Annotated in this window: 21 protein-coding genes; 12 read left to right on the forward strand and 9 right to left on the reverse strand. The window is 69.2% G+C overall.

Translation table 11 applies throughout. The annotated features are described in order from the left end of the window. Positions 1-31 precede the first annotated feature (31 nt). The 4 genes from CFB81_RS00565 to eutC all read left to right on the forward strand — a co-directional run bounded on the left by CFB81_RS00565 (position 32) and on the right by eutC (position 5,409). Positions 32-1,495 (forward strand): mechanosensitive ion channel, encoded by a 1,464-nt coding sequence (locus CFB81_RS00565; protein ID WP_069618768.1) that lies wholly within the window; start codon positions 32-34, stop codon positions 1,493-1,495. A 209-nt stretch (positions 1,496-1,704) separates the two neighbouring features. Beyond that, the gene (eat, locus tag CFB81_RS00570) at positions 1,705-3,117 is read left to right on the forward strand and encodes an ethanolamine permease (protein ID WP_089434354.1); all 1,413 of its coding nucleotides are present in this window, start codon (positions 1,705-1,707) and stop codon (positions 3,115-3,117) included. A 100-nt stretch (positions 3,118-3,217) separates the two neighbouring features. Beyond that, positions 3,218-4,615 carry an ethanolamine ammonia-lyase subunit EutB gene (locus CFB81_RS00575; protein WP_069618766.1) on the forward strand — a complete coding sequence of 466 codons (1,398 nt, stop codon included), beginning with the start codon at positions 3,218-3,220 and terminating at the stop codon, positions 4,613-4,615. Further along, positions 4,612-5,409 carry an ethanolamine ammonia-lyase subunit EutC gene (gene eutC / locus CFB81_RS00580; RefSeq protein ID WP_069618765.1) on the forward strand — a complete coding sequence of 266 codons (798 nt, stop codon included), beginning with the start codon at positions 4,612-4,614 and terminating at the stop codon, positions 5,407-5,409. Before CFB81_RS00575 ends, eutC begins: the two co-directional genes overlap by 4 nt. On the opposite strand, the gene CFB81_RS00585 is transcribed toward eutC, so the two are convergent. After that, on the reverse strand, positions 5,402-6,286 hold the full coding sequence (locus tag CFB81_RS00585; RefSeq protein ID WP_069618838.1) for a LysR family transcriptional regulator: 885 nt from the start codon (positions 6,284-6,286) through the stop codon (positions 5,402-5,404). The genes eutC and CFB81_RS00585 overlap by 8 nt on opposite strands. A gap of 157 nt (positions 6,287-6,443) precedes the next feature. Between CFB81_RS00585 and CFB81_RS00590 the strand changes: the two genes are divergently transcribed. After that, positions 6,444-8,057, forward strand: a complete 1,614-nt coding sequence (locus CFB81_RS00590) for an MFS transporter (protein WP_089434355.1) — start codon at positions 6,444-6,446, stop codon at positions 8,055-8,057. A gap of 218 nt (positions 8,058-8,275) precedes the next feature. Here the strand turns inward: CFB81_RS00590 and CFB81_RS00595 are convergent, their stop codons facing one another. After that, positions 8,276-8,704, reverse strand: a complete 429-nt coding sequence (locus CFB81_RS00595) for a pyridoxamine 5'-phosphate oxidase family protein (RefSeq protein WP_089434428.1) — start codon at positions 8,702-8,704, stop codon at positions 8,276-8,278. 331 nt (positions 8,705-9,035) lie between these two features. Here CFB81_RS00595 and CFB81_RS00600 point away from each other — a divergent pair, with 331 nt between their 5' ends. The 3 genes from CFB81_RS00600 to CFB81_RS00610 all read left to right on the forward strand — a co-directional run bounded on the left by CFB81_RS00600 (position 9,036) and on the right by CFB81_RS00610 (position 12,516). Continuing rightward, positions 9,036-10,562, forward strand: a complete 1,527-nt coding sequence (locus CFB81_RS00600) for an aldehyde dehydrogenase family protein (protein ID WP_089434427.1) — start codon at positions 9,036-9,038, stop codon at positions 10,560-10,562. Between the two features lie 180 nt (positions 10,563-10,742). After that, positions 10,743-11,294, forward strand: a complete 552-nt coding sequence (locus CFB81_RS00605) for a hypothetical protein (RefSeq protein WP_089434356.1) — start codon at positions 10,743-10,745, stop codon at positions 11,292-11,294. 205 nt (positions 11,295-11,499) lie between these two features. Further along, positions 11,500-12,516: a helix-turn-helix domain-containing protein gene (locus CFB81_RS00610; RefSeq protein ID WP_069618761.1), complete on the forward strand. Its 1,017-nt coding sequence runs from the start codon at positions 11,500-11,502 to the stop codon at positions 12,514-12,516. 196 nt (positions 12,517-12,712) lie between these two features. On the opposite strand, the gene CFB81_RS00615 is transcribed toward CFB81_RS00610, so the two are convergent. Both CFB81_RS00615 and CFB81_RS00620 read right to left on the reverse strand, forming a co-directional pair. Beyond that, on the reverse strand, positions 12,713-13,840 hold the full coding sequence (locus CFB81_RS00615; protein WP_089434429.1) for an ADP-heptose--LPS heptosyltransferase: 1,128 nt from the start codon (positions 13,838-13,840) through the stop codon (positions 12,713-12,715). An 11-nt stretch (positions 13,841-13,851) separates the two neighbouring features. Beyond that, on the reverse strand, positions 13,852-15,555 hold the full coding sequence (locus CFB81_RS00620) for a thiamine pyrophosphate-binding protein (protein ID WP_089434357.1): 1,704 nt from the start codon (positions 15,553-15,555) through the stop codon (positions 13,852-13,854). A 291-nt stretch (positions 15,556-15,846) separates the two neighbouring features. Here CFB81_RS00620 and CFB81_RS00625 point away from each other — a divergent pair, with 291 nt between their 5' ends. The 4 genes from CFB81_RS00625 (at position 15,847) to CFB81_RS00640 (ending at position 17,346) form a co-directional block, all read left to right on the forward strand. Next, positions 15,847-16,308: a hypothetical protein gene (locus CFB81_RS00625; protein WP_069618758.1), complete on the forward strand. Its 462-nt coding sequence runs from the start codon at positions 15,847-15,849 to the stop codon at positions 16,306-16,308. Continuing rightward, a complete protein-coding gene (locus CFB81_RS00630; RefSeq protein WP_089434358.1) occupies positions 16,305-16,589 on the forward strand; it encodes a type II toxin-antitoxin system RelE/ParE family toxin in 285 nt (94 codons plus the stop codon). The genes CFB81_RS00625 and CFB81_RS00630 overlap by 4 nt, the downstream gene beginning before the upstream one ends. A 119-nt stretch (positions 16,590-16,708) precedes the next feature. Further along, a complete protein-coding gene (gene vapB, locus CFB81_RS00635) occupies positions 16,709-16,945 on the forward strand; it encodes a type II toxin-antitoxin system VapB family antitoxin (protein ID WP_069618836.1) in 237 nt (78 codons plus the stop codon). After that, a complete protein-coding gene (locus CFB81_RS00640) occupies positions 16,945-17,346 on the forward strand; it encodes a type II toxin-antitoxin system VapC family toxin (protein ID WP_069618756.1) in 402 nt (133 codons plus the stop codon). The genes vapB and CFB81_RS00640 overlap by 1 nt, the downstream gene beginning before the upstream one ends. Positions 17,347-17,413: 67 nt before the next feature. Here the strand turns inward: CFB81_RS00640 and CFB81_RS00645 are convergent, their stop codons facing one another. The 5 genes from CFB81_RS00645 to gcvT all read right to left on the reverse strand — a co-directional run bounded on the left by CFB81_RS00645 (position 17,414) and on the right by gcvT (position 24,742). After that, positions 17,414-18,802 (reverse strand): L-serine ammonia-lyase, encoded by a 1,389-nt coding sequence (locus CFB81_RS00645; protein WP_069618755.1) that lies wholly within the window; start codon positions 18,800-18,802, stop codon positions 17,414-17,416. A 30-nt stretch (positions 18,803-18,832) separates the two neighbouring features. Beyond that, positions 18,833-19,975 (reverse strand): alginate lyase family protein, encoded by a 1,143-nt coding sequence (locus tag CFB81_RS00650; RefSeq protein WP_089434430.1) that lies wholly within the window; start codon positions 19,973-19,975, stop codon positions 18,833-18,835. Between the two features lie 154 nt (positions 19,976-20,129). Beyond that, positions 20,130-23,057 (reverse strand): aminomethyl-transferring glycine dehydrogenase, encoded by a 2,928-nt coding sequence (gcvP, locus tag CFB81_RS00655; protein WP_089434359.1) that lies wholly within the window; start codon positions 23,055-23,057, stop codon positions 20,130-20,132. A 61-nt stretch (positions 23,058-23,118) separates the two neighbouring features. Next, complete coding sequence (gene gcvH / locus CFB81_RS00660; protein WP_069618752.1) at positions 23,119-23,499, reverse strand: glycine cleavage system protein GcvH; 381 nt, start codon at positions 23,497-23,499, stop codon at positions 23,119-23,121. 124 nt (positions 23,500-23,623) lie between these two features. Continuing rightward, the gene (gene gcvT / locus CFB81_RS00665) at positions 23,624-24,742 is read right to left on the reverse strand and encodes a glycine cleavage system aminomethyltransferase GcvT (protein ID WP_069618751.1); all 1,119 of its coding nucleotides are present in this window, start codon (positions 24,740-24,742) and stop codon (positions 23,624-23,626) included. Positions 24,743-24,782 lie beyond the last annotated feature (40 nt).

Genomic DNA, 24,782 nt, shown 5'->3' on the forward strand with positions numbered 1-24,782 from the left:
TCGCCACACCACGTTTTCGGGAGAAGAAGAAATGGATGCTTCCAGCTTCATCACGTCGCTGCAGGCCACGCTAGGCGGATACCTGCCCAAGATCGCCGGCGCGATCGGCATCCTGGTGATCGGCTGGCTGATCGCCGTTGCGGTGCGGGCCGGCGCGCTCCGGCTGCTCAGTGCACTGAAGGTCGATCAGCGGATCACCGACAGCACGGGCCAGGGCGCGTGCGTCGAACGCATCATCGCCGGCGGCCTGTTCTGGCTCGTGCTGCTCGTCACCGCGGTGGGCATCTTCAACGTGCTCAACCTGTACGCGGTCTCCAATCCGTTCTCGCTGCTCGTCACGCACATCGTCAACTACCTGCCGAACCTGATCGGCGGCGCGGCGCTGACGCTGATCGCGTGGCTGATCGCGTCGCTGCTGCGCAGCCTCGCGAACCGCGCGCTGAAGGCGAGCAAGGTCGACGCCACGCTGTCCGAAAGCGCCGGCATGCAGCCGATGAGCGGCTATCTCGGCGACGTGCTGTTCTGGCTCGTGATCCTGATGTTCCTGCCGGCGATCCTCGCGTCGTTCGCGCTGTCGGGCCTGCTCTCGCCGGTGCAGGGCATGGTCGACAAGCTGCTCGCGATCGTGCCGAACCTCTTCGCGGCCGCGGTGATCGGCTTCGTCGGCTGGGTCGTCGCGCGCGTGCTGCGCGGCCTCGTGACGAACCTGCTGGTCGCCGCCGGCGCCGATCGCCTCACGCAGGGCATCGACAGCCCGACGCCGGTGCGTGTGTCGAGCCTGGTCGGCACGATCGTCTACGTGTTCGTGTTCGTGCCGACGCTGATCTCCGCGCTCGACGCGCTGAAGATCGACGCGATCTCGATCCCCGCGACCAACATGCTGAACCAGTTCCTCGGCGCGGTGCCGGACATCGTCGCGGCGATCGTGATCGTGCTCGTCACGTTCTACTTCGCGCGCTTCGTCGCGTCGCTCGCGCAGAAGCTGCTGGAAGCCGCCGGCGTCGACGGGCTGCCGGCCGTGCTCGGCGTCGAGCGCGTGTTCTCGGGCATCCTGCAGCCGTCGGTGCTGGTCGCGCGGTTGATCGTGTTCTTCGCGATGCTGTTCGCGTCGGTCGAGGCCGCGAACCGGCTCGGCTTCACGCAGGTGCGCGACGTCGTCACGCTGTTCATCGAATTCGGCGGCCACGTGCTGATGGGCGGCGTGATCCTCGTGATCGGCGTGTGGCTCGCGGGCCTCGCGCGCCGCGTGATCGAGCAGGCCGACCGCGAGCACAGCGTGCTGTTCGCGCGCATCGCGCAATTCGCGATCCTCGGCCTCGTGTTCGCGATGGGGCTGCGCGCGATGGGCATCGCGAACGAAATCGTCCAGCTCGCGTTCGGCCTCGTGCTCGGCGCGATCGCGGTGGCCGTCGCGCTGTCGTTCGGCCTCGGCGGCCGGGAAGCGGCCGGCAAGCTGCTCGACCGCTGGTTCAACCAGCGCGGCGGCGGCCAGTAACGCCGGCCGGTACGGCCGCTCCGGCCCGCATCGCGCGGGCCGGAGCGGCGTGGCAACGCGCGCGGCCGGCGTCGCCGCGAGCGTTTCCGCAAGCGAAATGTCAGCCGCGATCTTTGCCGAATTTCGATAACACGTCGTTTAATGACTCTCTAGCATCGATTCTCAGTCGCGCGGGCCCGCAGGTCCGGCGCCTTTGAGGAGAGAGTCCGATGAAAGCAGAGTCGAATGGCCGGCCCGCCGCCGGCGTCAAGTCCTCCGGCCAGCCCGCGCTGCAGCAGACGCTCGGGACCTGGCAACTGTGGGGCATCGCGGTCGGCCTCGTGATTTCCGGCGAATACTTCGGCTGGAGCTACGGCTGGGCCAGCGCGGGCACGCTGGGTTTCGTGATCACCGCGCTGTTCGTCGCGGCGATGTACACCACCTTCATCTTCAGTTTCACCGAGCTGACGACGTCGATTCCGCACGCGGGCGGCCCGTTCGCGTATGCGCGCCGCGCGTTCGGCCCGACCGGCGGTTATCTGGCCGGCGCCGCGACGCTGGTCGAGTTCGTGTTCGCGCCGCCCGCGATCGCGCTCGCGATCGGCGCGTACCTGCACGTGCAGTTTCCGGGGCTCGAACCGAAACACGCGGCGATGGGCGCGTATCTCGTGTTCATGGCGCTGAACATCGTCGGCGTGCAGATCGCGGCGACCTTCGAGCTCGTCGTCACGCTGCTCGCGATCTTCGAGCTGCTGGTGTTCATGGGCGTCGTGTCGCCGGGCTTCACGTGGAGCAACTTCACGAAGGGCGGCTGGTCGGGCGCCGATCACTTCAGCATGGGCGCGTTCCACGGGATGTTCGCGGCGATTCCGTTCGCGATCTGGTTCTTCCTCGCGATCGAAGGTGTCGCGATGGCCGCCGAGGAAGCGAAGAACCCGAAGCGCTCGATTCCGATCGCGTACGTGGCCGGGATCCTGACCCTCGTCGCGCTCGCGATCGGCGTGATGGTGTTCGCCGGCGGCGCGGGCGACTGGACCAAGCTCGCGAACATCAACGATCCGCTGCCGCAGGCGATGAAGTACATCGTCGGCGCGAACAGCGGCTGGATGCACATGCTCGTGTGGCTCGGGCTGTTCGGGCTCGTCGCGTCGTTCCACGGGATCATCCTCGGCTATTCGCGCCAGATCTTCGCGCTGGCCCGCGAAGGCTACCTGCCCGAATGGCTCGGCAAGGTGCATCCGCGCTTCAAGACCCCGCATCGCGCGATTCTCGCGGGCGGCGTGGTCGGGATTGCCGCGATCTACAGCGACGAGCTGATCCAGTTCGGCGGCCAGACGCTCACCGCGAATATCGTGACGATGTCGGTATTCGGTGCGATCGTGATGTATATCGTCAGCATGGCGGCGCTGTTCAAGCTGCGTCGCTCGCAGCCGAACATGGCGCGGCCGTTCCGCGCGCCGCTGTACCCGATCTTCCCGGCCTTCGCGATCCTGGCGGCGCTCGTCTGCCTCGGTACGATGGTGGTTTTCAACGGGCTGGTCGCGCTGGTGTTCGTCGGCTTCCTCGCGGTCGGCTACGCGTACTTCCTCGCGACCCGTTCGCAGCGCGCGAGCGCGCCCGGCGACGCGCTGCTGGAGGAGTAAGCAGGGTGACGGCGGTGAACGAGAAAGGCCGTTCCTGACGGCATCCGGCGCGCCCCGTCGAACGGGCGCGCCGTCGGCTTTTGGCAAGGAGATTCGCACGATGTCCTATACGGAGACGATCGGTCCGCGCACGTACCGCTTCGCGGACCTGAAGACGCTGCTCGCGAAGGCGAGCCCGCTGCGTTCCGGCGACCAGCTCGCCGGCGTCGCGGCGGCGAGCGAGGAGGAGCGCGTCGCCGCGAAGATCGCGCTCGCGGGCGTGCCGCTGAAGGCGTTCCTGAACGAAGCGGTGATCCCGTATGAAGACGACGAGGTCACGCGCCTCATCATCGACGATCACGACGCGCACGCGTTCGCGGAGATCTCGCACCTCACCGTCGGCGATTTCCGCAACTGGCTGCTGTCGCCCGCGGCCGACGGCGCGGCGCTCGAACGGATCGCGCCCGGCCTCACGCCCGAGATGGTCGCGGCCGTGTCCAAGCTGATGCGCAACCAGGACCTGATCGCGGCCGCGCGCAAGCGCCGCGTGGTCACGCGCTTTCGCAACACGGTCGGGCTGGCCGGCCGGATGTCGGTGCGGCTGCAGCCGAACCACCCGACCGACGACGTGAAGGGCATCGCCGCGTCGATGCTCGACGGGCTGATGTACGGCTGCGGCGACGCGATGATCGGCATCAACCCGGCCACCGACAGCCTCGCGGCGATCGTGAAGCTGCTCGCGATGATCGACGGCTTCCGCGAGCGCTACGGCGTGCCGACGCAGTCGTGCGTGCTCACCCACGTGACCAACACGATCGCGGCGATCGAGAAGGGCGCGCCGGTCGATCTCGTGTTCCAGTCGATCGCGGGCACCGAGAAGGCGAACGCGAGCTTCGGGATCTCGCTCGCGCTGCTCGCCGAGGCGCGCGAGGCCGCGCTGGCGCTGAAGCGCGGCACGGTCGGCGACAACCTGATGTATTTCGAGACGGGCCAGGGCAGCGCGCTGTCGGCGAACGCGCACTTCGGCGTCGATCAGCAGACCTGCGAAGTACGCGCGTATGCGGTCGCGCGCAAGTTCGAGCCGTTTCTCGTGAACACGGTGGTCGGCTTCATCGGGCCCGAATACCTGTACGACGGCAAGCAGATCATCCGCGCAGGGCTCGAGGATCACTTCTGCGGCAAGCTGCTCGGCGTGCCGATGGGCTGCGACATCTGCTACACGAACCACGCGGAAGCCGACCAGGACGACATGGACACGCTGCTGACGCTGCTGGGGGCGGCCGGCATCAACTTCATCATGGGGATTCCGGGCGCGGACGACGTGATGCTCAACTATCAGAGCACGTCGTTCCACGACCAGCTCTACGTCCGCGAGGTGCTCGGCCTGCGCCGCGCGCCGGAATTCGAGGAATGGCTGGAGACGATGGAGATCGCCGACGCGCACGGCGCGCTGCGCGCGGCGTCGGCACGCGTGCCGCTGCTCGCGGGCGCGAACGACTGGATGGGGATTTCCGCATGAGCGACGCCGTCGAGAAGAATCCGTGGGGGCAGCTGAAGTCGTTCACGAACGCGCGGATCGCGCTCGGCCGCGCGGGCAACAGCCTGCCGACCGCGCCGCTGCTGGCCTTCAACCTGTCGCATGCGCAAGCGCGCGACGCGGTGCACCAGCCGCTCGACGCGGATGCGCTGCGGCGCGAGATCGAGGCGGCCGGCATGCTGCCGACGCTGCGTGTGCAGAGCGCCGCGCCCGACCGCGACCACTACCTGCGCCGGCCCGATCTCGGCCGCAAGCTGTCGGACGACAGCCGCGGGCTGCTGGCCGGTTACGGGGCGGCGCTCGACGACGCGCCCGATGTCGTGTTCGTGGTCGGCGACGGGCTGTCGGCGTTCGCGGCCGCGAAGCAGGCGCTGCCGCTGTTGCAGGCCGTGCGGCCGCGGCTCGACGCGGACGGCTGGCGGATCGGCCCGGTGGTGGTCGCGACGCAGGCGCGCGTCGCGCTCGGCGACGAGATCGGCGAGCTGCTGCGCGCGAAGGTGGTCGCGATGCTGATCGGCGAACGGCCGGGGCTCAGTTCGCCGGACAGCCTCGGCGTGTACCTGACGTGGGCGCCGAAGGTCGGCTGTCACGACGCGCTGCGCAACTGCATCTCGAACGTGCGGCCCGAAGGGCTGCCGCACGCGGCCGCCGCGCACAAGCTGCATTACCTGATGACGCACGCGCGCCGTCTCGGGCTGACGGGCGTCGGGCTGAAGGACGACAGCGACGCGCTGCTGCCGCCGGCGGAAGCGGAGCGGATCGGCGCGACTACGTGAACAGCCGTTCGCACAGGAAATCGACGAACACGCGCAGCTTCGGCGACAACTGCCGGCTCGACGGCCACACGATCGAGAATTGCCCCGGCGCGATCCGGTAGGCGTCGAGCACGGTGACGAGCGCGCCGTGTTCGAGCGCGTCGCGCGCGAGGAAGTCGGGCATGTAGCCGATGCCGAGCCCCGCGAGCACGGCGCCGCGCAGCGCTTCCATGTTGTTGCAGGTCATCGCGGTGCGCAGCGTGAGCGGCGTGCCGTCGTCGGCCGCGAGCGCCCAGTCTTGCAGCTTGCCGGTGGTCGGGAAGCAGTAGCGCACGCAGTCGTGCGCTTCGAGTTCGCGCGGCGTGCGCGGCGTGCCGGCCCGCGCGAGATACGCGGGCGTCGCGCACAGCACGAACGCGAACGGGCCGAGCCGCCGCGACATCAGGCTCGAATCGGACAGCGGGCCGCTGCGGATGACCGCGTCGAAGCCGCCTTCGACGACATCGACCATCCGGTCGTTGAAATCGAGATCGAGCTCGACGTCCGGATAGCGCTGCCGGAACTCGGGCAGCACCGGCAGCAGGAAGCGGTAGCCGATCACCGGCAGGCTCACGCGCAGCTTGCCGCGCGGGCGCTGCGCGGAGGCCGTCACGGTCGCCTCCGCGTCGCGGAAATCCTCCAGGATCCGCTGGCAGCGCTCGTAGAAATGCCGCCCCTCGTCGGTGAGCGTCACGCGCCGCGTCGTGCGGTTGAACAGGCGCACGCCGAGCGACTGCTCGAGTTTCGCGATCGTCTTGCCGACCGCCGACGCCGAGATGCCGAGCGTGCGGCCGGCCGCGACGAAGCTCAGCGCTTCGGCGGTGCGGACGAACGCGACGATGCCGGTGAGGTTTTCCATCGAATTGAACGGCGCGCGGGCGACGCACGCTGGCGGGGTAATTGCGGAATTTTAGTCCGTTATATGCGGAGCTTCGCGTGGTTTTTCGCGGATTGAATCCGATTTATCTTCTGTCGCTCTGATGGCGCATCCGCGCCGGCTTTTTCGAGGAGCGATGATGGATCACCCTGTTTCAGCCGTTTCTGCCCACGCGGCGCGCCGGCGCGCATGGGTGCTGGCCGCCGTCTGCATGGCCGCCGTCGCGCTGCCGCTGTCGTTTTCGGGCGGCGCGGTCGCGACGCCGGCGATCGGCCGCGACCTGCACGGCAGCCCGGTCGCGATGAACTGGATCACCAACGCGTTCATGCTCGCGTTCGGCAGCTTCCTGATGGCGTCGGGCGCGCTGGCCGACCAGTTCGGCCGCAAGCGCCTGTTCGCGATCGGCGTCGGCGGCTTCACGCTGATGTCGGTCGCGCTCGCGTTCGCGCCGTCGATACTCGCGGTCGATCTGCTGCGCGCCGCGCAAGGGCTCGCGGCGGCCGCGGCGCTCGCCGGCGGCACGGCCGCGCTCGCGCAGGAATTCGACGGCCCGGCGCGCACGCGTGCGTTCAGCCTGCTCGGCACGACGTTCGGGATCGGGCTCGCGTTCGGGCCCGTGCTCGCCGGTGGGCTGATCGGGCATTACGGCTGGCGTGCGATCTTCGTGACGAGCGCGGTGGCCGGCGTGCTGTCGCTCGCGTTCGGGCTGCCGCGCATGCACGAGTCGCGCGATCCGCACGCGACGGGGCTCGACTGGCCCGGCACGGCCGCGTTCACGGCCGCGCTGACGCTGTTCACGTTCGGTGTGATCGAGGCGCCCGCGCGCGGCTGGTCGAGCCCGCTCGTGATCGCGCTGCTGGCCGGCGCGGCGCTCGGCGCGTGCGCGTTCGTGACGATCGAGACGCGCGTCGCGCGGCCGATGCTCGACCTGTCGCTGTTTCGCATCGCGCGCTTCGTCGGCGTCCAGGTGCTGCCGGTGTCGACCTGTTGCTGCTACATCGTGCTGCTCGTCGTGCTGCCGCTGCGCTTCATCGGCATCGACGGCTTCAGCGAGATCGACGCCGGCTGGCTGATGCTCGCGATCTCCGCGCCGATGCTGGTCGTGCCGCTCGTCGCGGCGACGCTCACGCGCTGGCTGTCGGCCGGCGTGATTTCCGGGCTTGGGTTGCTGGTCGCCGCGGCGGGGCTCGTGTGGCTCGGCATCGCGTTGCGCGGCGGCGCGGGGCCGGCGGCGATCGCGCCGATGCTCGCGATCGGCGTCGGCGCCGGCATGCCGTGGGGGTTGATGGACGGGCTGTCGGTGAGCGTCGTGCCGAAGGAGCGCGCGGGGATGGCGACGGGCATTTTCAGCACGACGCGCGTGGCCGGCGAAGGGATTGCGCTCGCGATCGTCGGCGCGGTGCTGGCCGCGCTCGCGCAAACGGGGCTGGCGCGGGCGGTGGGGGCCGCCGGCACGCCGGACGCGACGCTGCGGGCCGCCGCGCGGCTCGCGACCGGCGATCTCGCGGGCGCGGCTGCCGCGTTGCCGGGCGTCGGCCGTGCGGCGTTGATCGCGAGCTACGCGCACGCGTTCGACCGGCTGTTGATCGCGCTGGCCGTCGTCACGGTGCTGTGCGCGGTGGTGGTGTTCGGGTTTCTCGGCGGGCGGGCGGCCGTCGACGAAGCGGGCGACGAGATGGACGGCCACGCGCAGGCCGATACGTCGGTGCGCAGCCGGAGCGAACCGGCGTGTGCGGAGATGCACGGGCGCTGAGGCGAACGGGCATGCGCAAGCCGATGCGTCGGCGGGCAGTCGGCGTGAACCGGCGTGTGTGGAGACGCACGGGCGTCGAGCATTGCATCGTGGCGCTCGGGTGCTTCGATGTTTGCGGTGCTCGGTGCTCGGTGCTTGGTGCTTGGGTACTTCGGTATTTCGGACGACGCAGCCTCCGTGCCGCGTGGTCCGCTCGTTAAAGCCTCACCCGCCGCGCGTCACGCCAGCACGAGCGGCGGCAGCCCCGCCTCCGCGCGCGCTTCTGCGCATTCCACATCGATCACCAAATAGCGCAACGCATCCGGCCACAGGTGGGTACGCGCTTGCGCATCCTCGTCCAGCGTCGCACGCCCCTGCACGTGCCAGGTCGTCTGACGCACGAAATCGACGAACAGCAGCGCGACGGCCGGATTCACGAGCAGGTTGCCGATCGTGTTGAGCAGGTTGTTGCCCGCGAAGTCGGGCAGCACCAGCGTGCGGCGGTCCGGGATATCGACGAGCGGCGCGAACGAGCCATCGGCGCGCGGCTGGCGGCCGCGGTACGAACAGTCGGCGTTGCCGGCTGCATCGGCGGTCGCGACGATCAGGAAAGCCTGTTCGCGGATGAATGCGATGGCGTCGTCGGTCAGCGGGCCGCGATCGTTCATGGTGTCGGTCGGCGCGTTCGCCGTGGCGTGTGGATCCGCGATTCGCACGCAAGCGACATGCCACGCGGCGCGGCGCGCGTTCGCGGGCAGCGCGGCGGCGCGCACTGTGGAAATTCCGAACACCGGCCCCATTGCTGCGCACTCGCGGTGTTCAGAATCGGTACACCGGCCGTGTTGCGGGCGTGAACACCGCACGGTGCGAACCCGCGCCGGCCGCGATCGACGTGCGCCCGCTCCCGCCCGTTCCGTTTGGCACGCATGTTGCATGAACGGGATCAGCGCATTCCAACCGGCGCTGTACTCACACAAGCACGATGAACAGGAGACATGTATGAACCCGTTTGACCTGAAACAACTGGGCCTCGACGTCGAATACCCGTACCGTCAGCAATACGACAACTACATCGGCGGCAAGTGGGTTCCTCCGGTGAAGGGCGAGTATTTCGAGAACGTGTCGCCGATCAACGGCCAGCCGTTCTGCCGCATCCCGCGCTCCGGCGCCGACGATATCGAGCTGGCGCTCGACGCCGCGCATGCCGCGCGCCGCAAGTGGGGCAAGACGTCCGTGGCCGAGCGCTCGAACCTGCTGCTCGCCGCCGCCGACCGGATGGAAAAGAACCTGAAGCTGCTGGCCGTGGCCGAGACGATCGACAACGGCAAGCCGCTGCGCGAGACGATGGCGGCCGACCTGCCGCTCGCGGTCGACCACTTCCGCTACTTCGCGGGCTGCATCCGTGCGCAGGAAGGCGGCATCTCCGAGATCGACGACAACACCGTCGCGTACCACTTCCACGAGCCGCTCGGCGTGGTCGGCCAGATCATCCCGTGGAACTTCCCGCTGCTGATGGCCGCGTGGAAGCTCGCACCGGCGCTCGCGGCCGGCTGCTGCGTGGTGATGAAGCCGGCCGAGCAGACGCCCGCGTCGGTGCTCGTGCTGATGGAGCTGATCGGCGACCTGTTCCCGGCCGGCACGATCAACATCGTGAACGGCTTCGGCAAGGAAGCGGGCGAAGCGCTCGCGACCAGCAAGCGGATCGCGAAGATCGCGTTCACGGGCTCGACGCCGGTCGGCAAGCACATCCTGCGCGCGGCGGCCGACAACCTGATTCCGTCGACGGTCGAACTGGGCGGCAAGAGCCCGAACATCTTCTTCGCCGACGTGCTCGACCAGGACGACGCGTACCTCGACAAGGCGCTCGAAGGGCTCGCGATGTTCGCGCTGAACCAGGGCGAGGTGTGCACGTGCCCGTCGCGGATCCTGATCCAGGAATCGATCTACGAACGCTTCATCGAGAAGGCCGTCGCGCGTGTCGAGCGCATCAAGTCCGGCCACCCGCTCGACCTGCAGACGATGATCGGCGCGCAGGCGTCGCAGCAGCAGCTCGACAAGATCCTGTCGTACATCGACATCGGCCGCGGCGAAGGCGCGCAATGCCTGACGGGCGGCGAGCGTACGGCGCCGGCCGCCGACCTCGGCACGGGCTACTACGTGAAGCCGACGATGCTGCTCGGCAACAACAAGATGCGCGTGTTCCAGGAAGAGATCTTCGGGCCGGTCGCGTCGGTGATGACGTTCAAGGACGAGCAGGAAGCGATCGAACTCGCGAACGACACGTTCTACGGGCTCGGCGCGGGCGTGTGGACGCGCAGCGGCACGCGCGCGTACCGGATGGGCCGCGAGATCGAGGCCGGCCGCGTGTGGACCAACTGCTACCACCTGTACCCCGCGCATGCGGCGTTCGGCGGTTACAAGCAGTCGGGGATCGGCCGCGAGACGCACAAGATGGCGCTGTCGAACTATCAGCAGACGAAGTGCCTGCTGGTCAGCTACCAGGCCGAGGCGCTCGGGTTCTTCTGATCGCCGAAGCCGGGGCGACGTGCCGGGGCCGGTTGGGCCCGGCACGTCGCCCGGTTCGATTTCCCTGTTCGACAGCCGGCGCCGGTCGCGCGTTCTTGCGCAGCAGGCGCCGGCAACGCTGCCGGCCGCCGCGCACGCGTGGCGGCACGGCGCGCCGATGCGTGCGACGCCCCCCTCAGCATGGCAGAACCGCCCCGATCCTTTCCGCGTCACCCGGTCTTCCATCCGGGCGAACTCGACGCGCAACACCGCTTCGGCGTCGCCGACGAAGCCGAGCGCATGAGCGACGTCGTGACGACCCGATTGAGCGTCGGTGTGCGGCAGTTCGTCGAATCGCAGCCGTTCATGTTCGTCGGCATGGCATCCGCCGCGGGTGCCTCGATGACCTGCGACATCGTGCAGAGCCGGCGCGACGCGAACGGTGATCTGCTGCCCGTGGTGCGCGTGATCGATACGAAGACGCTGCGGTTCGCGTTGCCGGCCGCGCCTGACGGCGGCGGCGGCGGCCGGATCGACGCGGCCGCCTGCGACGGCCGTGGCGTCGGATTGCTGTTCGTCGATGTCGTGCGCGGCCTGCGCTACCGGATCAACGGTCGCGCCACGCTGCGCGCCGATCTGCCGGAAGCGGACGCGGCGCCGTGGGCAGCGGGCAGCGCGATCGTCGAACTGGCGATCGCGCAGGCATACGGCAATTGCGGCACGCGGGTCGTGCGGCTGAAGCCGGCCCGGTAGCCGGTATCCGGGCGCGGGCGGCGGCGCGCATGCGCGCTCGCCGCGCGGATCGCACCGGCGGCGTGCGCGGCATGCCGCCTTCGGGTGCGCCCGCATGGCGCGCATCGGCCGGACAGCGTGCAATGGCGGCTTGCTCGCCGGGCCGTGCGGTTCGGCACGGGACTTGCGTGATACGCAGGGTTCCGCGCAGGTGAGGGAGGACACGATGAATCAACACGTGGCGTATACGGAAGAACCGACCGCCGAGGACACGCGGCGCAGCGCGCTGGGCGACGACGCGTTCGCCGGGCAGGCCGTCGTCAGCGTCGCGCACGATGCGGACGAGCAGGCGCGCAACCTGATCGGCTGGCGGCAAACCTACGACCAGCTCGCGGCCGGCCGCTTCGTCGGCACGCTGACCGAGCTGCCGCTCGATACGATGAAGCTGTTTCGCGAATCGACCAGCCACCTGCTGCGCCAGGCGTGCGAAGTGCGCGGCGACGCGTACTGGTTCGGCATCCCGCTCGTGTGCGACGGCTCGGCGCGCGTCGATGCATGCCGCATCGGCCCCGGCGCGCTCGCGTTCCGGCCCGGCAACGTCGAATTCGAACTCGTGACGCCCGCGCAGTTCTCGATCTACGGGGTCGTCGTGCGCGGCGACGTGCTGCGCCGCTACGCGGAGGAAGTCGAGCACCGCGCGCTCGACGAGCGGCTGTTCACGCAGCGCGTGATGCAGGTCGGCGACGCGCGGCTCGCGCGCCTGTGCGCGCTGCTCGGCCGCCGGCTCGACGGCGCGGTGGCGATGGCCGGCCCGCTGCCCGATGCGCAGCGCGACGACCTGCAGGCCGAAGTGCTGGCCGCGCTGTTCGATGCGTGCGCGCAACCGGCCGACGACGGCGGCGGCGCGGCGCCGTCGACGCGCCGCTGGATCGTCGACCAGGCGCGCGACTACGTGCTCGCGCACCGCACGCGGCCGGTCGGCGTGCCCGAGCTGTGCGAGCAGTTGCACGTGAGCCGGCGCACGCTGCAGTACTGCTTCCAGGACGTGCTCGGGATGGCGCCCGCGACCTACCTGCGCACGCTGCGGCTGAACGGCGCGCGGCGCGACCTGTGCGGGCGCGCGGCCGGCTCGGTGCAGGACGTCGCGGAGGCGTGGGGCTTCTGGCATCTGAGCCAGTTCGCGACCGATTACCGGCGCCTGTTCGGCAAGCGGCCGTCGGAGACGCTGCGCGATCGCGCGTGAGGGGCGCGGCGCGGTGAGCCGGGCGGCCGGAGCGGCGTTGGCGGTTCGACCGTTCCGCTTGCCGCCGCGCCGGCTTCGCTCGCGTGGCCGGTAAAAGCCTGGCGGGATCAGGCGGGTAGCCGAAGCGGCACCGGTGCCGGCGCGGCGTGCGGGCTGCCGCCGGTTCGATCGTCGCGCCTGCGCCGCGCCGCTTTGCTCAGATGATTGGCGCTGCCCCGTCGCGCGGGGCGGGCCACGCCAGCGCGTCCCAGTCGATTGCGCGGTACGCGGCTTCGACCGCCGCGAGATCGTTCGGCCGCTCGCTGCGATGCAGCCCGTGCAACGCGGCCGGCACGTCGAGCGTAACCGGCACGCAATGCGGATAGTCGCGCACGCGCAAGGCCGGCCCGATCGTCGTGAAGCATGCGATTGTCGGCACGTCGAAACCGTCGGCGAGGTGCACGGCCGCCGTGTCCGGCGCGAACAGCAGGCTCGCGCCCTTGACCCACGCGATGAAGCGCGCGGTGTCGGTCGCGTCGCGGCTCACATCCACGTAAGCGGGATGCGCGATCGGGCCGAACCCCACCACCGGCAGCCCGTAACGCCGCGCGAGCCGTTCCACGAACGCGACGCGCAGCGCGGGCGGCACGCTGCGCACCGCGGTGCTCGCATTCGGGCAGAACAGCACGTACGGCCGCTGCCACCCGGCCGGCAGCGCGGGCAGCGATAGCCGCGCAAGCCAGCGATTGCGCTTCGCGGCGGCCGGCACGGCGTCTGGATCGACGCCGAGCGCGTCGAGGAAGAAATCGATCATCGGCAGCCGCGCGAACGCGGGCCAGTACAGGTGATTGCCGACGTCGATGCAGTGCGCGTCGGCGGGCAGCGCGTCGGCGGGGCACGGCAATGCGCGTGACGGCGCGACCACGTCGGCCGCGAGCGCATACAGCGCATCGACGTAGCGCGGCGCGCGCGCCGGCCGGTACAGCGTGAAGCGGAGATCCGCATGGGTCGCACGCAGCGCGGCGACGGCCGTCAGCCCGATCACCGAATCGCCGAGCGCGACACCCATCCCGTTGATCACGTGCACGTGCCGCTTATCGCCGTGATCGAGCCGGAACGGCCGGTGCGCGGCGTGCAGCAGGCCGAGCGCCGGCGCCGCCGCCACGTAGCCTTCGGCGCGCACGTCGCCGTATTCGAGGTCGTACGGCGCGACGAGCGTGCCGTCGGGCGCGAGCAGCGTGCCGGGGCAGGCCAGCGCGTCGTCGTGCGACAGCGCGGCGACGGGCGGCGCGGCGACGGGCGGCGCGGCGACGGGCGGCGCGGCGACGGGCGGCGCGGCGTGCATGTTCACCATCGTCATGCGCCGCGCGCGCGGCGGCCCTGCTCGCGGATCTGCTCGAGCGTCGCGGCCGGCGTGCTGGCGTCTTGCGGGATGCGGATCTCGATCACCGCGGGCAGTCCGCAGGTCAGCGCGCGTTCGAGCGCGGGCGCGAAATCGGCGGTGCGCTCGACCGTCTCGCCATGCGCGCCGAACGCACGCGCATATGCGGCGAAATCCGGATTCGTGAGCCCCGTGCCGTGCACGCGGCCCGGGTAATTGCGCTCCTGATGCATGCGGATCGTGCCGAAATGGCCGTTGTTGACGACGATCGCGACGATGTTCAGCCCGTATTGCATCGCGGTCGCGAGCTCGTTGCCGGCCATCATGAAGCAGCCGTCGCCGGCGAGCGCGACGACGGCGCGCTGCGGATACAGCGATTTCGCGGCGAGCGCGGCCGGCAGCCCGTAGCCCATCGCGCCGCTCGTCGGCGCGAGCTGCGAGCGGAAATGCCGGTACGCGAAGTGGCGATGCAGCCAGATCGCATAGTTGCCCGCGCCGTTGGTCAGGATCGCGTCGTGCGGCAGGCGCTCGCGCAACTGCACCATCACGTCGCCGAGCTGCACGTCGCCGGGCATCGGCAGCGGCGCATGCCATTCGCGGTACGCGCGGTGCGCGTCGGCGGCCGCGCCGGCCCATGCAGGCCGCTCGGGCGGTTCGAGCGCGGCCAGCGGCGCGGCGATCTCGGGCATGCCCGACACGATCGGCAGGTCGGCGGCGTACACGCGGCCGAGCTCGTCCGCGCCCTGATGCACGTGGATCAGCGTCTGGCGCGTTTTCGGGATGTCGAGCAGCGTGTAGCCGCCCGTCGTCGCTTCGCCGAGGCGCGGCCCGATCACGAGCAGCAGGTCGGCGTCGCGGATGCGTTTCGCGAGCGCGGGGTTGATCCCGAGCCCGACGTCGCCCGCGTAGTTCGGGTGCGCGTTGTCGATCGTGTCCTGGAAGCGGAACGCGCATGCGACCGGCAATTGCCAGCGTTCGACGAAGGTGCGCAGGTTAGCGCACGCGTCCGGCGTCCAGCCGCTGCCGCCGACGATCGCGAACGGCCGCTCCGCGCGCGCGAGCCGCTCGCGCAGCTCGTCGAGCTGCGCGGCCGACGGCGCGGCCGCGATGCGTTTCGCGGCCGGCACGACGGGCTGCGGCGCGCATGCGTTGGACAGCACGTCCTCGGGCAACGCGAGCACGACCGGGCCGGGCCGGCCGGACGTCGCGACGTGGAACGCGTGGCTCAGGTATTCGGGGATACGGCGCGGGTCGTCGATCTGCGCGACCCATTTGGCCATCTGGCCGAACATCCGGCGGTAGTCGATTTCCTGGAACGCTTCGCGGTCGAGGTGTTCGCGTGCGCACTGGCCGACGAACAGGATCATCGGCGTCGAATCCTGGAACGCGGTGTGCACGCCGATCGACGCATGGGTCGCGCCGGGCCCGCGCGTGACGAACGCGATGCCGGGGCGGCCGGTCAGCTTGCCGACCGCTTCGGCCATGTTCGCGGCGGCCGCCTCGTGGCGGCAGACGACCGTCTGGATGCGGGCGGTGTCGTCCGCGAGCGCATCGAGCACGGCGAGGAAGCTCTCGCCCGGCACGCAGAACACGCGTTCCACGTGATTGGCGAGCAACGCATCGACGAGCAGTCGCGCACCGGTGGTGGCGCGCGGCTCGAGATCCTTGGAATGCGACATGGGCTGCCGTCTCCCTGGGTAGCGGGACGTACAGCTTACGCCGGTTGGCTGCGGGCCGGTGCGACGGCGGCTGAAAAGTGTCGGAACGCTGGGCGGTTCGGGGATTGCGTGCTGGCTTCGGTTGGCCATCCGGCCAGCTTGTGCATGCTTGTGCGAAGACGGAAAGTGAGCGCTATGGATGGCGGGCTGGCGCTTGTCTCGATCCGAAAAGAGGGCATCCCAAATAACAATAAAGTGGGGTGCCGTTCAATAGTAAAATTTCAGCGAACGAGTGGAGAAGGGGCGAGAGCCATGACGACCGAAACGATCGATCAAAAGACGCTGACGGAGCTGATCGAAGCCGGCGCGGTGCGTGCGGCCCGCGTGGTCGGTTGCGGCAACGGCTGGGCGCTGTCGGCCCGGTGCGGCGCGCACGAGCGCTTCCTGTCGGCCAAGCGCGGCGACGTGCGGGTGTTTCGCCGTTTTGAAACGCTGGTCGGCTTTCTGCGCGACATTGGCATCAACCGGTTCGATGTGGATGCGTCGGCATTCGACCCGGACGCGGCCGGGCGGGCGACCCGACCCGATCGTGCGGCGGCGTTGAAGGCGGCACACGAGGCGGTGGCTCACGATCGCTGGTTTCGCGAGCAGGTGCAGCAGGCGCTGGATGACCCGCGTGCGTCGATTCCGGACGCCGAAGTCAGCGCCGACTTCGCATCGCGCCGTGCGGCGTTGCGTGAGCGGCTTGCGGGCAAGCGCGGGGATGCTTCTTGACCCTCGCGTTGCACTGGAATCCGAAGGCGTACGAGGATCGCGCCGCGATCATGGAATACATCGCCGAGGACGACCCGCTGGTCGCGCTCGAACTCGACGAACTGCTGGAAGAAAGGGCGGCGGCGCTACCGGCCCATACCGAGTTGTATCGGCAAGGGCGGGTGGCCGGCACGCGCGAGCTGGTGATCGCGCCGAACTATGTGCTCGTCTATCGCCTCCGGCCGGCCGAGGGCATCGTGGAGATTCTCCGCGTGCTGCATGCGCGGCGGCAGTGGCCGTGATGTGCGTATTCATTGCCGGCGCGTCAGCCGAAGGAGTACCTGTTATGTACACACATGGATTTACATCTCGGCCCGCATCGGATAATGTACATACAATGTACATCCGATCGGAGATCGACATGCATACCACGAGGGTATTCAGGAACGGCAACTCGCAGGCCGTGCGTATTCCTGCGGACCTTGCCTATGAGCGCAGCGATATCGAACTGGAAATCGAGCGCGTCGGTGACGAAATCCGCATTCGGCCGATGCGGCGGCCTTTGACTCAGGTACTGGAGAAGTTCGCGAAATTCGGGCCGGACTTCATGACAGAAGGACGCGGCGACCAGGAGCAGGCCGAACGCGAGGGTTTGTGATGCCGCGCTTCATGCTCGACACCAACATGTGCATCTATCTGATGAAAAATCAGCCGGAGCAGGTCGCGAGACGATTTGCGCAGTGCTACACGGGCGACGTCGTCATGTCGGCGATCACCTATGCGGAACTCGAGTACGGCGTGACCGCATGTGCGAGCCCCACCCGGGAGCGCCGCAATCTCGCCGCATTGATCGAGGACATTCCCGTCGCGCCTTTCGACGCCCCGGCAGCGCAAGCGTATGGTCCGATCCGGGAGGCGACTCGCGAGCGGAAGAAGGATCACCTCGACAAATTGATCGCCGCGCATGCGGTGTCGCTCGATGTCGTCCTCGTCACCAACAACGAGCGGGATTTCGTCAGCTATCCGGGGTTGCGACTGGAGAACTGGCTGAACGACTAGCGTCGGGCGCCATGCCCGGCGGCAATGCGGGGTATCGATCCACCCCGCGCCACCGCCGGGCCGGACATCAGCACTCGACGATATTCACCGCCAGCCCGCCGCGCGACGTTTCCTTGTACTTGGTCTTCATGTCGGCGCCCGTCTCGCGCATGGTCTTGATCACGGAGTCGAGCGACACGTAGTGCGAGCCGTCGCCGCGCAGCGCCATGCGCGCCGCGTTGACGGCCTTCACCGACGCCATCGCGTTGCGCTCGATGCACGGGATCTGCACCATCCCGCCGACCGGGTCGCAGGTCAGGCCGAGGTTGTGTTCCATCCCGATCTCGGCCGCGTTCTCGACCTGCTGCGGCGTGCCGCCGAGCACGGCCGCGAGCGCGCCGGCCGCCATCGAGCAGGCCACGCCCACTTCACCCTGGCAGCCTACTTCCGCGCCCGAGATCGATGCGTTGAGCTTGTAAAGGATGCCGATCGCGGCGGCCGTCAGCAGGAAGTCGATCACGCCCTGTTCGTTCGCGCCGGGCGTGAAGCGTGTGTAGTAGTGCAGCACGGCCGGGATGATGCCGGCCGCGCCGTTGGTCGGCGCGGTGACGACGCGGCCGCCGGCCGCGTTTTCCTCGTTGACCGCGATCGCGTACAGGTTGATCCAGTCGATCATCGACAGCGGGTCCTGCAGCGCGCGCTCCGGGCTGCCCGTCAGCGTGCGGTACAGCTGCGGCGCGCGGCGCTTGACCTGGAACGGGCCGGGCAGGTTGCCGTCGGCGTCGGGATTGCCGATCCCGCAGCCGCGCGACACGCACGACTGCATCACGGCCCAGATCTTCAGCAGCCCGTCGCGCGTTTCTTCGTCGGTGTGCCACGCGCGCTCGTTTTCCCACATCAGCTGCGCGATCGACTTGCCGGTCGACGCGGTCAGCGCGAGCAACTCCGCGCCGGTGCGGAACGGGTGCGTCATCTGCTCGGCCGCGCTCAGCACCTTGGTGTTCGGGGCGCCGGCCGTCACGACGAAGCCGCCGCCGACCGACAGGTAGGTGCGCTCGACCAGCACCGCGCCGTTCGCGTCGCTCGCGCGCAGCTTCATCGCGTTCGGGTGTTCGGGCAGCGCCTGGCGGTAAAACGCGATGTTCTCCTTCAGCACGAACGGCACCGGATGCGTGCCGAGCAGCGCGAGTTGCTTCGTCTTGCGGACATCGTCGAGCCGCGCGTCGATCGTGTCGGGATCGACGGTGTCGGGCGCGTCGCCGAGCAGGCCGAGCATCACGCCGCGGTCGGTGCCGTGGCCCTTGCCGGTGGCGCCCAGCGAGCCGTACAGCTCGACCTTCACGTGGGCCGTCGCGTCGAGCAGCCCGTCGCGCTCGAGGCCCTGGACGAACATCAGCGCCGCGCGCATCGGTCCCACCGTGTGCGAACTGGACGGACCGATGCCGATCTTGAAGAGGTCAAACACGCTGACTGCCATTTCGATACCTGCCTTGCTGTAAGAATGGTGCTAGCGCGCCTGCAATGGCAGGCACGCGGCGAGCCATGCGGGCGGCGTTGGGGAAAGCTGCTGCGCGACGCGGGCGTAGCGCCCGTCGAGCCGCGCGGCCAGATGAAAGAGTTCGGTGGCGTTTTTCGGGTCCCACTGCCCCGTGTAGCCCGGCAAGCCGGCCTCGCGGCGCTTCGCGTCGAACGGCACCGGCGAATTCACGAATTCCTCGTGGGTTTTCTCGCCGAGCGCGTACGGCACGAGCCAGTCGAGCGCGGCCGCGAGCGTCGCGCCGTTCGCGCCGCGCTCGCGCAGCCAGTTGCGGTTGAAGCGGCGCGCGGCGAGTGCGGCCGTCACCAGCGGCTGCAGATCGTAGACCGCGTAATGCAGCGCGTCGCGTTCCTCGAAATCCCAGGTCTTGCCGTCCGGGCCGATGTTGTCGGCGAGATGCTCGACGAACAGCCGCTGCGCGGCGTTCATCATCTTGCGGTCGCCGAGCGTGAACGCGGACAGCGCGATCAGCTTGATCCGGTGGCTCTGCCAGTTGTTGCGCCAGGTGCCGGTGAGCGGGCGCTTCTGCGCGTCGACCTGCGCGACATAGCCGGCGCCGAGCTTCGCGATGAACGCTGCCGTCGCGTTGCGCGTCTTCACCGGCAGCGCGCTCGCGGTCATGTCGTACGCGACGATCAGGCTGTCGAAGCGCGTCTCGTCGATCGGGTTGAAGCTCGGCTGGTAGGTCGAGACCCACGCGGACAGGAAGCGGTCGACGAGTAGCAGGTAGCGCGGCGCGTTCGTCACGCGCCACGCGAGCGCCGCATCGCGCATCAGGTCCATGTCCTTGAGCGCGGCTTCGCTCTGGTCGTAGATGCCTTCATGCGGCAGCGTGCCCTCGGTGTGCACGCGCGCCATCGCCTTCGGCTGCTCGCCGATACGCGCGTCGACGCTGCGAATCAGCGCCTGCACGCCTGGCTCGGCGTGCGTCGTCTCGCTCGACTGCAGCGCCGGCGCCGCGCAGAAATTCATCGCCGCGCGCGCACTGCCGGACATGCCGAGGCCGGCAGCGGCCAGCGACAGCGCGGCGACGAGCATCGGCACGTAGCGGCCTGCGCGCGGGCGCGGCCGCCGCGCCGCTGCACCTTGGCCCGGAAACATCGGACGCACCATGCGGAACTCCTTCATTGGCTGGATCGCGTGTGATGTTAGCCGGATTGGCGGGCGAGCGTGAAACGGTTGGCCGGGCGGCGAACGTAAAAACCGCACGCAACCGGCGGCTGCGTGCGGTGGGGGCACGGTCGGACGCTCCGGTGCGGGACGGGCGTTATGCGTAATCCGACATCGGCACGCACGAGCAGAACAGGTTGCGGTCGCCGTACGCGTTGTCCGCGCGGCCGACCGGCGGCCAGTACTTGTTCGTGCCGAGCGACGCGACCGGGTACGCGGCCTGCTCGCGCGAGTATGCGTGCGGCCATTCGTTCGCGGTGACGACGGCCGCCGTGTGCGGCGCGTGACGCAGCGGGTTGTCCTCGCGATCGGCCCGGCCTTCCTCGACCGCGCGGATTTCCTCGCGGATCGCGATCATCGCGGCGATGAAGCGGTCGAGTTCTTCCTGCGATTCCGATTCGGTCGGCTCGACCATCAGCGTGCCCGGCACCGGGAAGCTCATCGTCGGCGCGTGGAAGCCGTAGTCCATCAAGCGTTTCGCGACGTCGTCGACGCTGATGCCGCTCGTTTCCTTGATCGGACGCAGATCGAGAATGCACTCGTGCGCGACCAGCCCGCCCGGGCCCGAATACAGCACCGGATAGTGCGGCGCGAGGCGCTTCGCGATGTAGTTCGCGTTGAGGATCGCGGTTTCGGTCGCGGCGGTCAGGTTCTTCGCGCCCATCATCGCGATGTACATCCACGAGATCGGCAGGATCGACGCCGAGCCGTACGGCGCGGCCGACACCGCGCCGATGCCGTCTTCCGCCCGCGCGTAGCCGGTCGAGCGCTGGTTCGGCAGGAACTTCGCGAGGTGCGCGCCGACCGCGACCGGGCCGACACCCGGGCCGCCGCCGCCGTGCGGGATGCAGAAGGTCTTGTGCAGGTTCAGGTGCGACACGTCGCCGCCGAACTGGCCCGGCGCGGTCAGGCCGACCATCGCGTTCATGTTCGCGCCGTCGACGTACACCTGGCCGCCGTGCGCGTGGACGATCTCGCAGATCTCGCGGACGTTCTGCTCGAACACGCCATGCGTCGACGGATACGTGATCATGATCGCCGCGAGGTTCGCCGAATGCTGCTCGGCCTTCGCCTTCAGGTCGGCGATGTCGACGTTGCCCTGCGCGTCGCAGGCGACGACCACGACCTTCATGCCGGCCATGTGCGCGGACGCCGGGTTCGTGCCGTGCGCGGATGCGGGAATCAGGCACACGTCGCGATGGCCTTCGCCGCGCGATGCGTGGTACGCGTGAATGATCAACAGGCCCGCGTACTCGCCCTGCGAGCCCGCGTTCGGCTGCAGCGACACGGCCGCGTAGCCGGTGGCCGCGACGAGCATCTGTTCGAGCTGGTCGATCATTTCGCGGTAGCCGACGGTCTGCTCGGCCGGCGCGAACGGGTGGATGCCGCCGAACTCGGGCCACGTGACCGGCAGCATTTCCGACGTCGCGTTCAGCTTCATCGTGCACGAGCCGAGCGGGATCATCGAACGGTCGAGCGCGAGATCCTTGTCCGACAGGCTGCGCAGGTAGCGCAGCATTTCGGTTTCGGAATGGTGGCGGTTGAACACGGGGTGCGTCAGGTACGCGCTCGTGCGCTCGAGGCCGGCCGGCAGCGCGGCGACGCCGGCGAGGCCCGCGTCCAGCGCATCGACGGCCGGCGCGGTGCCGCCCGCGGCCTGCGCGAACACGTCGAGGAGATCGGCGAGGTCGTCGCGCGTCGTCGTTTCGTCGACCGATACGCCGACTTGCGTGTCGCTCACGCGGCGCAGGTTGATGCGCTTCGCCTTCGCGAATGCGTGAATCTGCGCGGTACGCGCGCCGGTATCGATCGTCAGCGTGTCGAAGAACGTGTCGTTGACGGTCGCGAAGCCGAGCTGCTTCACGCCGGCGGCGAACAGCGCCGCGATGCGGTTCACGCGCAGTGCGATCGTCTTCAGGCCGTGCGGGCCGTGGTAAACCGCGTACATGCTGGCCATGATCGCGAGCAGCGCCTGCGCGGTACACACGTTCGACGTCGCCTTCTCGCGGCGGATGTGCTGTTCGCGCGTCTGCAGCGCGAGACGCAGCGCGGGCTTGCCTTGCGCATCGACGGTCACGCCGACGAGGCGGCCCGGCATCTGGCGCTTGAATTCGTCGCGCACGGCCAGGTAAGCGGCGTGCGGGCCGCCGAAGCCCATCGGTACGCCAAAGCGCTGCGTGTTGCCGATCGCGACGTCCGCGCCCCATTCGCCGGGCGGCGTCAGCACGGTCAGCGCGAGCAGGTCGGCCGCGACGACCACGTGGCCGCCGGCCGCGTGGATCGCTTCGGTGAGCGCGCGGTAGTCGCGCACGTCGCCGTTCACGCCCGGGTACTGCAGCAGCACGCCGAATGCGTTCGCCTGTGCGGCGTCGGCGGCCGGGCCCGTCTTCACGTCGATGCCGATCGGCAGCGCGCGCGTACGGATCACTTCAAGGGTTTGCGGCAGCACGTCGTCGGCCACGTAGAACACGTTCGACTTCGGCTTGCCGGTGCGCTGCAGCAGCGTCATCGCTTCGGCCGCGGCGGTGGCTTCGTCGAGCAGCGATGCGTTCGAGATCGCGAGACCCGTCAGGTCGGCGACCATCTGCTGGAAGTTCAGGAGCGCCTCGAGGCGGCCCTGGGAAATTTCGGGCTGGTACGGCGTGTAGGCCGTGTACCACGCCGGGTTTTCGAGCACGTTGCGCAGGATCACGGCCGGCGTATGCGTGTCGTGATAGCCCTGGCCGATATACGAGCGGAACACCTGGTTCTTGTCCGCGAGCGCACGCAGCGCGGCGAGTGCTTCGGCCTCGCTCTTCGGCTGCGCGAACGGGCCGAGCGGCAGCGTTTCGGCGCGGCGGATCGAGGCCGGGATCACGGCGTCGATCAGCGCGGCGCGCGACGCGAAGCCGAGCGTGTCGAGCATGGCCTGCTGGCTGGCGGCGTCGGGGCCGATGTGGCGTTCTGCGAACGCGTCGTGCGTTTCGAGCGCGGCGAGCGAGAGGGGCGTGCGGTTCATCAGGCGGTCCGGGTGTTCGAGCTTCATGGCGTGACTCTGGTCCCGCGCGGGCCGGCTGCCCGGCCGCGCGCGGTTCGGGTAAGGAAAATTAGTCGATCAGCTTGCTGTACGCGTCGGCGTCGATCAGCTTGTCGGTCGACGCGCCGGCCGCGAGCTTGATCTTGAACAGCCACACGCCGTATGCGTCGCCGTTCACTTCTTCCGGCGCATCGGTGGCGGCTTCGTTGACGGCGACGATCTCGCCGGACACCGGCGAGTAGATATCGGATGCCGCCTTCACCGATTCGACGACGCCGACGGCGTCGCCCGCGGTCACCGACTTGCCGACTTCGGGCAGCTCGAGGAAGACGATGTCGCCGAGCGTGCTCTGCGCGTGATCGGTGATGCCGACCGTCAGCGTGCCGTCCGCCTCGGTGCGGATCCACTCGTGTTCGTCGGTGTACTTCAGATCGGCCGGGACGTTGCTCATCGGATGCTCCTGGATAAAAGGGTGTGTTCGTTTTGCTGGCGCGCCGCCATGGTGCGCCGGATGGGGTTGCGCCGGGCGCCATCTCCCGGCAGGCCGGGAGGCGGCGCCGGCCGCCTCCCGGTCGTTACGCAGCGAGGACCTTGCCGTTGCGCACGAACGGCAGTTTTACCACGCGCGCGGGAAGATTCTTGTCTCGAATTTGCACCTGGACGGTGTCGCCGATCTGGACGGCCGTCGGCACGCGCGCGAACGCGATCGATTCCTGCATCGACGGCGAGAACGTGCCGCTCGTGATCTCGCCTTCGCCGTGCGGCGTGACGACCTTCTGGTGCGCGCGCAGCACGCCGCCCGCCTTGCCGTTCTCCTTCTGCAGGATCAGGCCGACGAACGCGGCGCGCGTGCCGTTGGCTTCCAGCGCGGCGCGGCCGACGAAGTCGCGCGGCGCGGTGAGGTCGACCGTCCACGCGAGGCCCGCGTCGAGCGGGGAGACGGTGTCGTCCATGTCCTGGCCGTACAGGTTCATGCCCGCCTCGAGACGCAGCGTGTCGCGCGCGCCGAGCCCGCACGGACGCACGCCGTTTTGCCGCAGCGCATCCCACAGCGCGACGACGTGCACGGCCGGGACGATCACTTCGAAGCCGTCTTCGCCGGTGTAGCCGGTGCGTGCAACGGTGAGATCGCCGAACGGCGTGCCGGCGACCTGCGCGGCGTTGAACGGCTTGAGCTCGCTGGTGGCGGCGCGCGCGGCGGGCACCGTCGCCCAGACCTTTTCCCGGGCGTTCGGACCCTGGACGGCGACGATCGCGAAATCGCGGCGCGGCGCGATCGTCAGGCCGTAGCCGCCTTGCTCGTTCAGCTGGTTGAACCACGCGATGTCTTTCTCGGCGGTGCCGGCGTTGACGACCACGCGGAAGAATTCTTCGGTGAAGTAGTAGACGATCAGATCGTCGATGACGCCGCCCTGCGGGTTGAGCAGGCACGAGTAGAGCGCCTTGCCGGGCGTCTTGAGCTTGCCGACGTGGTTCGCGATCGCATGCTCGAAGAACGCGCGCACGCGGCTGCCGGTGAAATCGACGACGCACATGTGCGATACGTCGAACATGCCGGCGTCGGTGCGCACGGCAGCGTGTTCTTCGATCTGCGAGCCGTAGTTGACGGGCATGTCCCAGCCGCCGAAGTCGACCATGCGGGCATTGAGCGCGCGGTGCGCGGCGTTGAGCGGGGTGTGATTCAGTGCAGTCATCGAGGCCTCAGGCAAGGCGCTTGCGCGCGGATCAGAACGG

This window comes from Burkholderia sp. AU28863 (genome assembly GCF_002223195.1).
GTDB lineage: Bacteria > Pseudomonadota > Gammaproteobacteria > Burkholderiales > Burkholderiaceae > Burkholderia > Burkholderia sola.